Source organism: Bacillus sp. ISL-46, from assembly GCF_018613205.1.
This window is the reverse complement of sequence record NZ_JAGGQR010000086.1, coordinates 19,619-33,680: the sequence shown is the minus strand read 5'-3', so window position 1 is coordinate 33,680 and position 14,062 is coordinate 19,619. Positions and strand designations below refer to the sequence as shown.

Below are 14,062 nucleotides of genomic sequence, written 5' to 3'. Positions count from 1 at the left end.
ACACCAAATTTCTCAATTTCTTTTACCCCTTTCTTTTTTGTTGTTCCACTTTGTATACCATGCTTCCTAGCCAACAAGACATATCCCAATTTTCCCTCTTGATACTCTCTTACTATCATTAATTTAAATTGTTCGCTGTATTTAGCCATAAAAATACACCCCAAAAGTTAGATTTTACTCTAACTTTTGGGGTGCAGTACATAAATGGACATCCTCTTCTTATGTTTATCATCAGCAGGGACTTTATTTTATTTGCGAAAAAGGACCTTTTATTTGCGAATACATCTATTTTATTTGCGAAAAGTCCTAGTTTATTTGCGAAAAACCCGGTTTTATTTGCGAATCAAAAAAATTAGCGAATGTCCCTATTTAATTTCGAAGAGGAATATTTATTTCTTTAAAATCCTCAGCTATATCTGTATTCGGAAAAACCTCCTTTGCCTCATCCACCAATTCCCGCCAAGCATTTCGATCATAACGGGAGCTTATATGGGTTAGACACAGTTGCTTGCAACCGGCCCTCTTAGCAACTTCTGCTGCCTGATGTGTGGTTGAATGAAAATAGTCGTGGGCAAGTTTTTCTTCATCCGCTGAAAAAGTCGCTTCATGCACCAAAAGATCTGCATTTTCAGCCAATGAAATCGCATTTTCGCAGTACCGTGTGTCCCCTAGAATCGTGACAATTCTCCCCTTCTGTTCAGGACCTAGAAACTTACTCGGATCAATTGTCCTGCCGTCTTCAAGGGTAACTGTTTCACCATTTTTAATTTTTCTAAAAATTGGCCCTGGCTGTACCCCCGCTTCTTTTAATTTATCAGCAAGTAATGTTCCAGGCCGATTCTTTTCAACAATTCGATACCCATATGAAGGGATGCCATGATCTAACCTGAGGGCTTCCACTGTAAACTGCTCATCTTCAAAAAGAATCCCCTCGTCAATTTCAATAACAGTTAGCGGGTATTTCAAATAGGTCTGGCTTAATGAAAGACTGACATGAATATAGTCCTTAATCCCTTTTGGTCCATAAACCGTTACCTCGGATTCTCCGCCTTGAAAAGAGCGGCTTGATAATAATCCAGGCAGACCATAGATATGATCACCATGAAGGTGAGTAATAAAGATTTTTTCAATTCTACGAGGTTTTAACGATGTATGTAAAATTTGATGCTGGGTCGCCTCACCGGCATCAAATAACCAAACCGCCCCCCGCTCTTCTAACAATTTCAGTGCAATTGACGTCACATTGCGGAGTTTTGCCGGCATCCCCGCCCCTGTTCCTAGGAAAAATATGTCCACTAATAATAGCTCCTCTCAATCCGTTCCTTTTATCCAATATTGTTAATATAGCACAAAAAGAAATCAATTTCCCCTAGGGGACCTTTAATTAATAAGTGAATAGCACGGACTATTATGTGAAAAATAATTGAGACTTTAATGTTTTATTTTTGCGAAGTCTAACGGAATGCTATAAAATCAAGAAATGTGATATTTGTTGATTTTACAATTTACATAAATAGAAAAGAGGTCTTTACTTTGACGCAAACTGGAAACGTGACATCATTAATTATGATTTTTGGTGCGACTGGTGATTTAGCAAAACGGAAGTTGTTCCCTTCCCTTTACCGGTTATTTGAGAAAGGCAAATTAAATAAATTTGCGGTTATTGGGGTGGCCAGAAGATCCCTTACTAACGATGAGTTTCAACATTCCGTTAAAGACTCCGTATTATCTGCATTAGGAAACAAAGACAAGATTGATGAATTTATCTCCCATTTTTACTATCAATCACATGATGTCGCTGATTCCAATTCATATGCAATATTAAAAAATTTAGCAGATGAGATTGATGGAAATTATCAATTAGAAGGGAATCGCATTTTTTATCTCGCCATGGCCCCTGAATTTTTCGGAACCATCGCCTTGCATTTAAAATCAGATAAACTGACGGACGTAAAAGGCTACAAACGACTTGTGATTGAAAAGCCATTCGGACATGACTTAGCATCTGCAATCGAGCTTAATAAACAAATCAGAAGTGCGTTTAAGGAAAAAGAAGTTTATCGTATCGACCACTATTTAGGCAAAGAAATGGTCCGGAACATCGAAGTAATACGTTTCGCCAATGCTATTTTTGAACCGCTTTGGAATAACCGCTATATCTCGAATATTCAAATCACCTCAAGTGAAATACTCGGTGTCGAAGAGCGCGGCCGTTATTATGAAACAAGCGGGGCCCTTAGAGATATGCTTCAAAACCATATGATGCAAATGGTAGCCTTGCTTGCGATGGAACCACCTATTAACCTTACAACCGACGAAATCCGTTCCGAAAAGGTTCGTGTATTTCGAGCACTTCGAACCGTTGAGGGGGAACAAGTAAATAATTATTTTGTTCGCGGACAATACGGTGAGGGCACGGTTGAGGATGTCCAGGTTCCTGCCTATCGTGATGAACCGATGGTGGACAAAGAATCGAATACAGAAACCTTTGTCGCAGGGAAAATTATGATCGATAATTTCCGCTGGGCTGGTGTTCCTTTTTACATCCGTACTGGGAAAAGAATGTCGACAAAATCAACAAAAATTGTCGTTCAATTTAAAGATATTCCAATGAATTTATATTACCAAACTGACAAAATGTTAAATCCGAACCTTCTTGTGATTCATATTCAACCAGAGGAGGGAATTACCCTCCACCTAAACGCCAAGAAAGCGGGCGGACATTTGGATGCGCAAGAAGTAAAACTTAGCTTCGCCAATACAGGCATCCATGCGATGAACACTCCTGAAGGCTATGAAAAACTTCTTTTGGATTGTATGCGAGGGGATGCTACAAATTTCACGCATTGGGATGAAGTCGCCTATTCCTGGAGCTTTGTTGATAAAATTTCGGCGGTTTGGGAAAACACGAAGGCTGTTAACTTCCCCAATTATCAGTCAGGGACAATGGGTCCCAAAGAGGTGGATGAACTCTTAGAAAAAGACGGCTACTTCTGGTGGCCTGTAACAGATCTAGGCGTTGATATTTGTAAATAAGAAAAGTGAAAGTGCCCGTTCAGCGACGTATGGACTGGAGCCCTCCGAACGAGATAAAGGAAACACGGAGAGCGATAGCGATTCGATGTTGACTTATCGTAAGGAGGAGGGCGAAGTACACTAGTCGCTGGGCACTGGAGCTGGACAGTAATCGAAGTTCAAAGAAATAAATTCTAATATTATTCAAAAAAGCACCACTTTGTTATAACAGCAAAGTGGTGCTTTTTAGTCTAGATCATTATTTTTATTAGGAAAGGTCCGCAGAAAATCTTTATTAAAGCTCGTTTCAGTCCCGATATTGTGAGAACCATCCATTTGGTGCGACCCCGCATTTTCAATGATACTTTTCCCGTACTTTTCACGAAGACTAGATAAGGTATTTAGTAACGGCTCTTTTTTCGCATCCTTTTCATAGGAAAATAAATCTAACTGTTTATAGGCATGATCATGATCCACTAAATCATTGCCTGTGATCCCTAACAATCGAATAGCATCTCCATTCCAAGCTTTTAGAAAAATCTGCTGCGCAAAGGAAGAAATGTCATCTTTATGACTGATGGGGTTGGGAAGCTTTTTACTTCTGGTAATTGTCTTTCGATCCTTATAGCGAATTGTAATTCCAAGAGTTCCGGCAAGGACATTCTTTCTCTTCAGCCTGATAGAGACCGTTTCCGCTAATGATGTTAACACACGAAAAAGTTCATGCTGATTACTAACATCCTTAGGCAGTGTCGTTGAATTGCCGATACTCTTAAATTCTTCAATCGATTCCGGGTCAACAGGACGATGATCAATCCCATTGGCTCTTTCTTTTAATCGAAGGCCATTAATGCCTAGAAGCGTTTTAAGTTGAATCTCATTGCCTTTTGCTAATTCACCAATGGTGTGAATCCCAATTGTCTGTAACTTTTCCGCTGTCTTCTTTCCGACACCATGCATTTCGTTCGTGTTCAAGGGCCAAAGAACGTTTGGTATATCACGCTTACGAAGAATCGTAATCCCCATTGGCTTTTTCATATCTGAAGCCGTTTTTGCTAAAAATTTATTTGGAGCTATACCTATGCTGCAAGGTATATCTAGTTGTTCCAGAATCCTTTTTTGAATGCTTTCAGCGATTTCTATCGGGCTACCGTATTCAAAGCTTTCCGTTATATCTAAGTATCCCTCGTCAATCGAAACGGGCTCTACAAGCTCTGTATAGTGCCTGAGAATTTCAAACATACCAATGGAAACGGCCCGATAACGCTCAAAATTAGGTTTCATGACGATTAACTGCGGACAAAGTTTTCTCGCTTCCCAAAGCGGCATCGTCGTTTTCACACCAAATTTTCTTGCATCGTAATTGCAGGTAACAATGATCCCTCTGCGCTCCTCGACATTTCCAGCAATTGCGAGCGGTTTACCCTTCAGCTTGGGATCGTAGGCCATTTCAACCGACGCATAAAAGCTATTCATATCAACATGTAAAATGACTTTTCCGTTTTTCGGATACATTTCCTTCATGCTGGCACTTCCTTACCACATTTTCTTCCCTAATTATATCAAAAAGGAGAACCATCAGTTAGGTTCTCCTTACAACTCATTATTGATTTGCCACTTCATCGATAATCGCAAGTGTCATTTCTGCAAGCTTATATAATTCTTCAACCGGCATGCGTTCGTTTGTGGTATGGATTTCTTCATAGCCGACAGCAAGATTGACCGTTGGAATATTAAACCCAGCAAAAACGTTGGCATCACTGCCTCCACCGCTATGCTGCAGTTCACAACTACGGCCAATTTTAGCCGCTGCCTTGCGTGCAACTTCTACAACATGATCGCCTTCGCCAAATTTAAAGCCTGGATACATGATTTCCACATCTACCTCTGCTCTGCCGCCCATTTGTGCCGCAACTGTTTCAAATGCATCCTTCATTTTACTTACCTGAGCCTGCATTTTTTCAGGGATAAGCGAACGTGCCTCTGCTAAAATATCAACACGGTCACAAACGATGTTAGTTGCCTGACCGCCTTCAAACCGGCCAATGTTTGCTGTTGTTTCGTGATCTATTCTTCCTAATGGCATCTTCGCAATCGATTTTGCGGCAATTGTAATCGCGGAAACTCCTTTTTCAGGTGCCACACCGGCATGAGCCGTTTTACCGTAAATAACTGTTTTTACCTTTGCTTGTGTCGGAGCAGCAACAACTACGTTACCAACTAAGCCATCACTATCCAGTGCGTAGCCAAATTTTGCTTTCATCAATGAAGAATCAAGTGCTTTTGCACCTACAAGACCTGATTCTTCTCCGACAGTGATGACAAATTGAATCAAACCATGAGGTAGATTTTGTTCTTTTAATTGACGAATGGTTTCAAGCATGACAGAAATACCTGTTTTATCATCTGCCCCTAAGATCGTGGTGCCATCTGTAACCACATAACCCTCTTTAATCGATGGTTTCACACCTTTAGCCGGTGTAACAGTATCCATATGACAGGTAAAATAAATCGGGTCAACACCCTCTTTAGTTGCCGCAAGCGTGCAAACTAGATTCCCTGCACCATGGCCTGTTACAGCGGTGGTATCATCTTCAAAAACATCGAGTCCTAACTCAGTAAATTTTTGTTTTAATACCTTTGCAATTTCAGTCTCGAATTTTGTTTCTGAGTCAATTTGCACAAGTTCTAAAAATTCATTCAACAGACGTTCCTGATTAACCATTATATTGACCCTCCATGTTATGTATTCACTATTGTCCAGCTCCTTGGGGCTCGAGGTCATAAGCCAAGCCGTCAAGAAGGTTAAAGAGCAACCTTCTCGCCGGCTTGGCTTATGCTTGTCGCCCCTGAACAAGGCGCTTCCGCTTTTCTATTTCAGTATACCTCTTTCTTATTCATATCATCAAATGAAAGAGCAGGACGTCAACTTCAATTTATACTATAGTGGAATATTTCCATGTTTTTTGTAAGGTCTTGACTCTTTTTTATTTCTAAGCATTTCTAATCCCTGCACTATTTTCAATCTTGTTTCTCTTGGATCAATGACATCATCGACCATGCCTCTGCTCGCCGCCACATAAGGATTGGCAAACTTTTCACGGTATTCATCGATTTTTTGCTGCCTGGTCTGTTCAGGATCTTCGCTATTATTAATTTCCTTGGCAAAAATGATATTGGCTGCCCCTTGTGGACCCATAACAGCTATTTCCGCATTGGGCCAAGCAAATACCAAGTCAGCACCAATTGACTTACTATTTAACGCCACATAGGCACCGCCATAGGCTTTTCTTAAAATAACCGTCAATTTCGGAACTGTCGCCTCGGAATAGGCAAATAATATTTTAGCTCCATGGCGAATGATTCCCCCGTGTTCCTGCTTAACTCCCGGGAAGAAGCCTGTAACATCTTCAAACGTTATGATAGGGATATTAAAAGAATCACAGGTCCGGATAAACCGAGCCGCCTTATCAGAGGAATCAATATCCAAGCCGCCAGCCATGACCCTAGGCTGATTACAGACAAGCCCTACTGATTCACCTTTGATACGTGCAAAGCCAACGACAATATTTCTAGCAAAATCCTTATGAATTTCCATGAACGAGTCCTCGTCAACAACTTGCTCAATGACTTTTCGGACATCGTATGGACGAACGGCATCGAAAGGAATAACATCCATTAAGTCAGGACGGTAGTCTTCTTCCTCCTGCACCTCAAATCTTGGAGGTTTCTCTTCATTATTCTGTGGTAGATAACTCAAAAGCCTGCGGACGTTCTGTAACACCTCTACTTCCGAATCGGAATGAAAATGGGCATTCCCGCTTATGGAGCTATGTACATTTGCACCGCCCAGTTCTTCAGCTGATATTTTCTCCCCTGTCACTGTTTCGATGACTTTAGGACCCGTAATAAACATTTGACTCGTTTTTTCGACCATAAACACAAAATCAGTAATTGCTGGTGAATAGACGGCACCACCTGCACACGGGCCCAAGATTACTGAGATTTGCGGAATCACACCGGAATAAATGGCATTTCGGTAAAAAATATGTCCGTATCCATCTAACGAAACAACACCTTCTTGAATGCGCGCCCCGCCAGAATCATTTAGACCGATAAAGGGTGCCCCATTTTTCGCTGCTAAATCCATCACATTCACAATCTTCTTGGCATGCATTTCCCCTAATGCACCGCCAAAGACCGTAAAATCTTGCGAAAAAAGATAAATGGGCCGGCCGTTTACTTTCCCGTAACCAGTTACTACCCCGTCCCCTGGGCCCTTTTGTTCATCGAGACCAAAACCATTGGTACGGTGTTCAATAAAGGGATTTAATTCAAAAAACGTCCCTTTGTCTACTAACAGATCGATTCTTTCTCTCGCTGTCAATTTTCCTTTTTCATGCTGCTTCTCAATTCGCTCGTCACCGCCACCGAGTTCAACCTCGCGACGTTTATCATACAACTCATTTATTTTTTCATAGATGTCTATCATTTACCCCTTCATCCCCTTCTTCTCACAGAGTTCAAATAAAACCCCAGATGTTGATTTTGGATGCATAAAAGCAATGTTGGCTCCTCCAGCACCAGGTCTTGGCTGATCGTCTATCATTCGAATCCCTTTTTCTTTCATTTCGCTAATTCTTTCTTTAATCGAAACAACACCAAGTGCAACATGGTGGATGCCCTCACCGCGTTTTTCGATAAATTTAGCAATGGTACTTTCTTCCGAAGTAGGCTCAAGCAGTTCGATTTTTGTACCTCCCGCCTCTAAAAAAGCCACTCTTACTAGTTGAGTTTCAACCTCTTCAATTCCTAGCAATGGTAGATTCAATACATCGGTATAGAAAGGAAGCGTATGTTCAAGTGATCTAACGGCAATTCCAATATGGTCGACCTTTTTAATCATTATTACCCCTCTGTTCTAAAAATTAAAATTAATTCGACAATTATCTTATTCGTGAAAAAGTTCATAAATCCTTCCTAAATTACTTAGTTGTTCCGTTGTTCATTTTTGTATTTCCTTGTACAATAGATATAAAGCGCCAAAATGTTAAGGAGGTACCCATAATGAAAAGTAAGAAAACGAGAAAAATCATTGTTTATTTAATGTTATTCGCTATGCTTGCCTCAACTCTCCTAATCGGAATTGGTACATTTCTATCATAAATATACAAAAGGAAGGGACTGTTCAAATTGAACAGTCCCTTTCCTATTTTATTGCCCCATTATCTTTGGCAAGTGCCTCAAATGATTTTTTGGAAGAGATAACTAATACCTTTGTTCCTAATGGAATTAACGGAAAAAGAGACGTAACGACCTCATTCTGTGTGCGAATACAGCCTTGAGAGACGTATTTTCCAATGGATGCAGGCTGATTTGTCCCATGAATGCCATAGATTCTGCCATCGGTTCCTTTTGCATCAAAGCCAATCCATCTGGCCCCTAGTGGATTCTTTGGATCCCCTCCAGAAATATTCCCTTTTCGAAAATAAGGCTCTTTTGCCTTTACCGTAATAGTGAAAAGACCTTCCGGAGTTAATTCTTGGGTTTTACCCGTCCCGACACTTACAACTGTTTGGACTTTGTTTTCATCAATAAACGCCATTTCATTGTTACTTTTGTTAACAATAACAAATGGATCGCCTGGCATAGGGTTTGGCCCCAACGGCCAAAATGGTGAAATGAAAAAAGTAATCAGGATTGGCGATAAGATTTTTATCAAAGCAGCCACCTGCCTTTTTTTTCCTAGTTTGCTTCAATCTTTTTCTGTTCATTCACTTTTGAAGAAGTTTTTATTCCTTTAAACGAACTTTTTATAATCAGATAGTCATTCATTTCATTTACTAGTTGAAGTAAGGCTGCTCTCGTTTCAAATTCTTCTCTTGTCTTCGGGAGCTCCATTTCCTCAAATTCCTTTTTCATTTCTCTTAATTTTTCAATATAAATATGAGCTGTATTTCCAGGATGAACATTCTCAGAAAGTTCTTCCAGAAACTCAGCTACCATATGCCCTTGCTTTACTGTACGCGTAATGGAGGTGACAATCGGTAAGATACGTTCGATAATTTCAAATTGCTTACCGCGCATTTTAAAATAATGAAAATATAAATTGTCATCTCGTAAAAAATGGTTTTCAACATCCTGAAGAGCTAGCGTTATAGCTTCATCTAGTAAACGAGCACTAACCGTAATCTCTTTTCCATCCCAATTACTATCTCCCGTCCGTAAATAACATACCATTTCACCGAAAATGATTTTAAAATTCTCCTCAATTTCGCTTTGATAGTCCTTTAATTTTTTATCAACGCTCGGCATATAAAGATTAATCAGTAGTGCCACGCCAATTCCAATCGTGATCACTCCAAGTTCATTAAAAAAAATTGCCAGGGAGATTTTCTCTGCCATATAAATATGTAAAATAATGACACTGCTAGTCACAATACCATCAGGTGCCTTCAGCATCACAATCGTCGGTATAAAGAAAAATAACATGATCCCAATAACAATTGGGTGATAGGAGATTCCCTCAAAAAATATAGCCGAAAATGGCATCGCTAATACACAGGCTAAAAATCGATCTCCTGCTGTTCGGAGCGATCTCCGCTTCGTCACCTGAATACATAAAATAGTTAATATGCCAGCGGAAGCAAAATTATCCAGTCCAAGCTGCTGCGCAATTAAAATCGAAATAGCAGTACCAACAGCTGTTTTAATTGTTCGGTAGCCAATGCGAAATTTCATAGTAATCTCCCCAAAATACAAAAAATAAAAAAGATGATCGATTAGACCATCTTTAGCATATCCCTATTAAAGTATTTTTTGCAAGAAATCCTGATAGTAAAGATTGATTCCACTACAATACTTTCTCTAAAAAGTCCTTTGCTCTGCTTGTCCGGGGGTTATTAAAAAATTCATCAGGAGAGCCTTCTTCTAGTAATACCCCTTCATCAAGGAAGATAATACGGTCAGAAACCTCACGAGCAAATCCCATTTCATGTGTAACAATAGCCATAGTCATACCGGATTGAGCAAGATCCTTCATAACATTAAGTACTTCCTTGACCATTTCTGGATCTAGCGCTGATGTTGGCTCATCAAATAACATTAACTTCGGTTCCATGGCAAGTGCACGAGCTATGGCAACACGCTGCTTCTGTCCACCTGATAAATTATTCGGATAGGCTTTTTCTTTTTCGGTAAGCCCCACACGAGCTAATAATTCGCGTGCTTTTTTTTCAGCAAGTTCTCGCGATTCACCTTTTACTTTCATCGGAGCATAGGTTAAGTTTTCCAAAACCGACAGATGTGGAAATAAATAAAAGTGTTGAAAAACCATACCGATTTGTTCACGAACTTCCAATATATTTGTTTTGCTATCAGTAATCTCTTGATTATTAATCCAAACTTTCCCTTGCGTTGGTGTCTCTAATAAATTTAAACAGCGTAAAAAGGTGGATTTACCAGATCCAGATGGTCCAATAATAGAAACTACTTCCCCACTATCAATATTGGTTGAGATATTTTTTAACACTTCGTTATTGCCAAATTGTTTATAGAGGTTTTCTACTTTAATCACTGTACTTCAGCCTCCGTTCAAACCGTTTCCCTGCCAAAGTCAGCACCATTACTAGGATCCAATAGATTAATCCAACAAAGATTAATGGTTCAAAATTACGATAAGTATCCGCTCCGACAACTTGCGCACGACGCATCAAATCTAGATAACCAATCGTAGAAACGATGGCTGATTCTTTTGTTAAGGTAATAAATTCATTCATCAATGCAGGTAAGATATTTTTTAGTGCTTGAGGTAAGATTAGGTCCTTCATCATGAGACGATAAGGAACACCTAGTGCTTGAGCTGCTTCGGTTTGACCTTTATCAACCGCTTGAATTCCGGCTCTGATGATCTCCGAAACATAGGCGGAAGAATTTAGGCCAAAAGCTAAGATTGATGATAAAAATGGTGAGATGTCATAACCCGTTAATTGCGGGATCGCAAAATAGATTAGCATTAATTGTAAAATTAATGGTGTACCACGAAAAATAGATGTATATGCATCTCCAAACCAATTTAATGCTTTGATTCGTGAAATTTTACACAAAGCTAAAATTGTGCCGAGGATAAAACCTAAAATAATCGAAATAATAACAAATTTTAATGTAACCCATATTCCCTCTAAAATAAAAGGAATATAAGGCACAATTTGGCTAAAGTCCAAATTCATGCCTTACACCTCACTTTATAATTTTCTTTGCGCCAAAAGTCTAGTTGCCATTCATTTTATGCTTATTGCTGGTCTTTTAACCACTTGTCCTTTAATTCTTGGAGTTTTCCGTTCTCCTCCATGTCTTTAAGAACCTTATTTACATCATCAGTTAAATCACTGCCTTTTGGAAAAGCAACTGCCATTCCAGGAGAACTTGTTGTTGGATCATCAAATCCAGCTAAACCTTGTTCCTTTATATATCCTGTTGCAACTGATTTATCCATATAAGCAACCTGGATCCGATTAGATAATAGTTCTTGAATTAAAGTTGTTGCATTGTCTAGTGGCTTAATCGTAAAATCAACCTTTTTTTGAAGTGTTTTGGCACCCTCTTCTTGAATGGTTCCTAACTGTACTCCAACCGTTTTTCCTTTAAGATCATCGATAGTTTTAATTTTAGAATCTTTAAGTGTGATAAACATTTCACCTGAATGATTATAAGCCGTTGAAAAATCAACATTTTGTTTGCGTTTTTCTGTTGCTGACATACCAGCAAGTACCATATCCACACGTTTAGCCTGTATTGCACCGATTAAACCATCAAACTTCATGTCTTTAATCTCTAGTTTATAACCTAATTCTTTTGCAATAGCATTGGCTAAGTCAATATCAAATCCCTCGACTTTACCTGATGGATCTCTTGATTCAAATGGAGCAAAATCAGCTGATGTGGCCATCGTTAATACCTTCTTATCTTCTGTTTTATCACCATTTGCCCCGTCCTTATTACCCTGGCCGCAAGCGGCCAACACCACTAATGTTAAAATCATGGTAAAAAATAAAAATGTTTTTTTCATGATGACTCCTCCTATGATTAATAATATCTGCTTATTCTAATTTGAATTTTTATTCAACAAAACGAATATTAACACATGGGATTTGTTTTGAAAAGATATTATATTAATATAAAAATATTCCAAAAATTCTGCACTTTAATATATTAAAATAATATTAAAAGCAAATAAAAAGCACCTCCTTGAGAAGAGATGCCTTTTTGAGATTATGTTAATGATTGCCTACGACTGTTTGCCTAAATTCATTTTTCATTTTTTCCAATGCTTCTTTATTGGTTATTAAATCAAATCCTGTTAAGGCAAGGGCCAAGGCACCTCTAGAAAGAATTTGATGGGAATTGTCAGTGATGGTTAAGTCGGCAAATTCCCTTGTATGTGCAATTAGTCCAGGCGAATCAAGACCAATATAAGGATGTATCGCAGGAACAACATGACTTACATTTCCCATATCAATGGAACCATATGAATCCTTCGCTTTCTTAACTTGCTTTACACCTGCCGCTAAGAGATTGTCTGTGAATAATTGGGATAGTGCTTGATTGGTAACCATATTATCATAGCTCAATTCGTAGTTTTCAATATGAACCTCTGCACCTGTCATTAGAGATGCACCTTTTGCTATATTAATTACCTTTTGAACAACCTCGTTTAAATAGGTACGATCCTTTGCTCGAACATAAAACTGAGCTACTGCTTTATCTGGGACAATATTGGCTGCTACTCCGCCTTCTTTAATAATCCCATGGATTCTAACATCAGAAGTCACATGTTGACGAAGTGCATTGATGCCATTAAATAATTGTATAACAGCATCCAGTGCATTAATTCCCATCTCTGGAGAAGCTGCTGCATGACTTGTTCTGCCACGGAAGTCAAATTGAATCGCATCCATCGCTAATGAATCACCACTCTCATAAGATTCATCAGCCGGGTGTAAAATCATAGCTGCATCGATATCATCAAAAATACCTTGTTCAGCCATTGGAACTTTTGCACCGTTTGTTTCTTCAGCAGGTGTTCCTAATACAACTACACGTCCGCCAATTTCATCTAACACTTTACTTAAGAGAGCTCCAGCCCCGGCACTCATCGTTCCAATCAGATTATGACCGCACCCATGTCCAACCTCAGGCAACGCATCATATTCCGATAAATAGGCAATCGTTGGTCCCTCCTTCTTAGAGTCGTATACCGCTTTAAAAGCAGTAGCTCGGCCAACAATTCCTTTTTCAACTACAAATTTATGTTCCTCAAGGAATTCTATTAACTGTTTGCTAGATTCAAATTCTTGATCCCCTAATTCAGGATGATGATACAAAGAATCACTTATCTCCCATAATCTATGTTTAATGATTTCTAAATAATTTTTTAATAAATCCTTCATGCTAGAATCTCCCCTTTAGTATGAGTAAAATTACAAAATAATTAATAAATATACATTAAAAATATCATTTTGACAATAAAAAAGGCCAAATCGATAGATGATTTGACCCTTCCTTCATTCGGATTCTTTTATTAAACTTCTTCGCAATATTCATCAAATTCTTTTTGAAGTTTTGACACGACTGTTGCTGGATCAAAACCTTCGATTTGATGTCTTTCAACCATTGTAATAATCTTGCCGTCCTTTAAGAGGGCAAATGATGGGGAGGATGGCGGATAGCCAGTGAAATAACTTCTTGCTTTTTCGGTTGCTTCTTTATCCTGTCCAGCAAAAACAGTGACAAGGTGATCCGGGCGCTTATCAAAATGTAAGGCATGTGCTGCTGCAGGACGTGCAACACCACCCGCACAACCACATACAGAATTAATCATTACTAAAGTGGTCCCTTTTTGCTCAAGTGCTTCCTCTACATCTGCAGGTGTTTTCAACTCTTTATATCCGGCAGACACGATTTCTTGACGTGCCTGGTTAACAACATCATTCATAAAAAAATTAAAATCCATGCTCATTAAATTCACTCCTTTGATTTATGACTATAT

Annotated in this window: 15 protein-coding genes; 2 read left to right on the top strand and 13 right to left on the bottom strand. The window is 39.0% G+C overall.

Annotated elements, in window-relative coordinates; genetic code table 11:
* The coding region (locus tag J7E67_RS32470) for a transposase (protein WP_214733287.1) at positions 1–149 on the bottom strand (149 nt) is incomplete at its 3' end.
* A 220-nt stretch (positions 150–369) separates the two neighbouring features.
* Complete coding sequence (gene rnz, locus J7E67_RS28350; RefSeq protein ID WP_214717235.1) at positions 370–1,296, bottom strand: ribonuclease Z; 927 nt, start codon at positions 1,294–1,296, stop codon at positions 370–372.
* Between the two features lie 270 nt (positions 1,297–1,566).
* Between rnz and zwf the strand changes: the two genes are divergently transcribed.
* Positions 1,567–3,036, top strand: coding sequence for a glucose-6-phosphate dehydrogenase (gene zwf, locus J7E67_RS28345; RefSeq protein WP_214717237.1), 1,470 nt, complete (start codon positions 1,567–1,569; stop codon positions 3,034–3,036).
* 225 nt (positions 3,037–3,261) lie between these two features.
* Here the strand turns inward: zwf and J7E67_RS28340 are convergent, their stop codons facing one another.
* The 4 genes from J7E67_RS28340 to mce form a co-directional block, all read right to left on the bottom strand.
* Entirely contained in the window at positions 3,262–4,539 is a 1,278-nt protein-coding gene (locus J7E67_RS28340) for a DNA polymerase IV (protein WP_214717234.1), read from the bottom strand.
* Positions 4,540–4,618: 79 nt separating this feature from the next.
* Positions 4,619–5,740 carry a tripeptidase T gene (locus J7E67_RS28335; protein WP_214717233.1) on the bottom strand — a complete coding sequence of 374 codons (1,122 nt, stop codon included), beginning with the start codon at positions 5,738–5,740 and terminating at the stop codon, positions 4,619–4,621.
* 216 nt (positions 5,741–5,956) lie between these two features.
* The gene (locus tag J7E67_RS28330) at positions 5,957–7,507 is read right to left on the bottom strand and encodes an acyl-CoA carboxylase subunit beta (RefSeq protein WP_214717232.1); all 1,551 of its coding nucleotides are present in this window, start codon (positions 7,505–7,507) and stop codon (positions 5,957–5,959) included.
* A complete protein-coding gene (gene mce, locus J7E67_RS28325; RefSeq protein WP_214717231.1) occupies positions 7,508–7,921 on the bottom strand; it encodes a methylmalonyl-CoA epimerase in 414 nt (137 codons plus the stop codon).
* Between the two features lie 161 nt (positions 7,922–8,082).
* On the opposite strand from mce, the gene prli42 reads away from it, so the two are divergent.
* Positions 8,083–8,181, top strand: coding sequence for a stressosome-associated protein Prli42 (gene prli42 / locus J7E67_RS28320; protein WP_179195915.1), 99 nt, complete (start codon positions 8,083–8,085; stop codon positions 8,179–8,181).
* A 43-nt stretch (positions 8,182–8,224) separates the two neighbouring features.
* Here the strand turns inward: prli42 and J7E67_RS28315 are convergent, their stop codons facing one another.
* From J7E67_RS28315 to J7E67_RS28285, 7 genes are all read right to left on the bottom strand, one after another.
* On the bottom strand, positions 8,225–8,737 hold the full coding sequence (locus tag J7E67_RS28315; protein ID WP_214717230.1) for a L,D-transpeptidase: 513 nt from the start codon (positions 8,735–8,737) through the stop codon (positions 8,225–8,227).
* A 23-nt stretch (positions 8,738–8,760) separates the two neighbouring features.
* A complete protein-coding gene (locus J7E67_RS28310) occupies positions 8,761–9,756 on the bottom strand; it encodes an aromatic acid exporter family protein (protein ID WP_214717229.1) in 996 nt (331 codons plus the stop codon).
* Between the two features lie 112 nt (positions 9,757–9,868).
* Positions 9,869–10,591: an amino acid ABC transporter ATP-binding protein gene (locus J7E67_RS28305; RefSeq protein ID WP_214717228.1), complete on the bottom strand. Its 723-nt coding sequence runs from the start codon at positions 10,589–10,591 to the stop codon at positions 9,869–9,871.
* Positions 10,584–11,243, bottom strand: coding sequence for an amino acid ABC transporter permease (locus J7E67_RS28300; RefSeq protein WP_168245002.1), 660 nt, complete (start codon positions 11,241–11,243; stop codon positions 10,584–10,586). Before J7E67_RS28300 ends, J7E67_RS28305 begins: the two co-directional genes overlap by 8 nt.
* Before the next feature lie 62 nt (positions 11,244–11,305).
* Positions 11,306–12,082 carry an ABC transporter substrate-binding protein gene (locus tag J7E67_RS28295; RefSeq protein WP_214717227.1) on the bottom strand — a complete coding sequence of 259 codons (777 nt, stop codon included), beginning with the start codon at positions 12,080–12,082 and terminating at the stop codon, positions 11,306–11,308.
* Between the two features lie 208 nt (positions 12,083–12,290).
* On the bottom strand, positions 12,291–13,463 hold the full coding sequence (locus tag J7E67_RS28290; RefSeq protein ID WP_214717226.1) for a M20 family metallopeptidase: 1,173 nt from the start codon (positions 13,461–13,463) through the stop codon (positions 12,291–12,293).
* Positions 13,464–13,594: 131 nt separating this feature from the next.
* A complete protein-coding gene (locus J7E67_RS28285; protein WP_088088895.1) occupies positions 13,595–14,032 on the bottom strand; it encodes a BrxA/BrxB family bacilliredoxin in 438 nt (145 codons plus the stop codon).
* Positions 14,033–14,062: the final 30 nt, after the last annotated feature.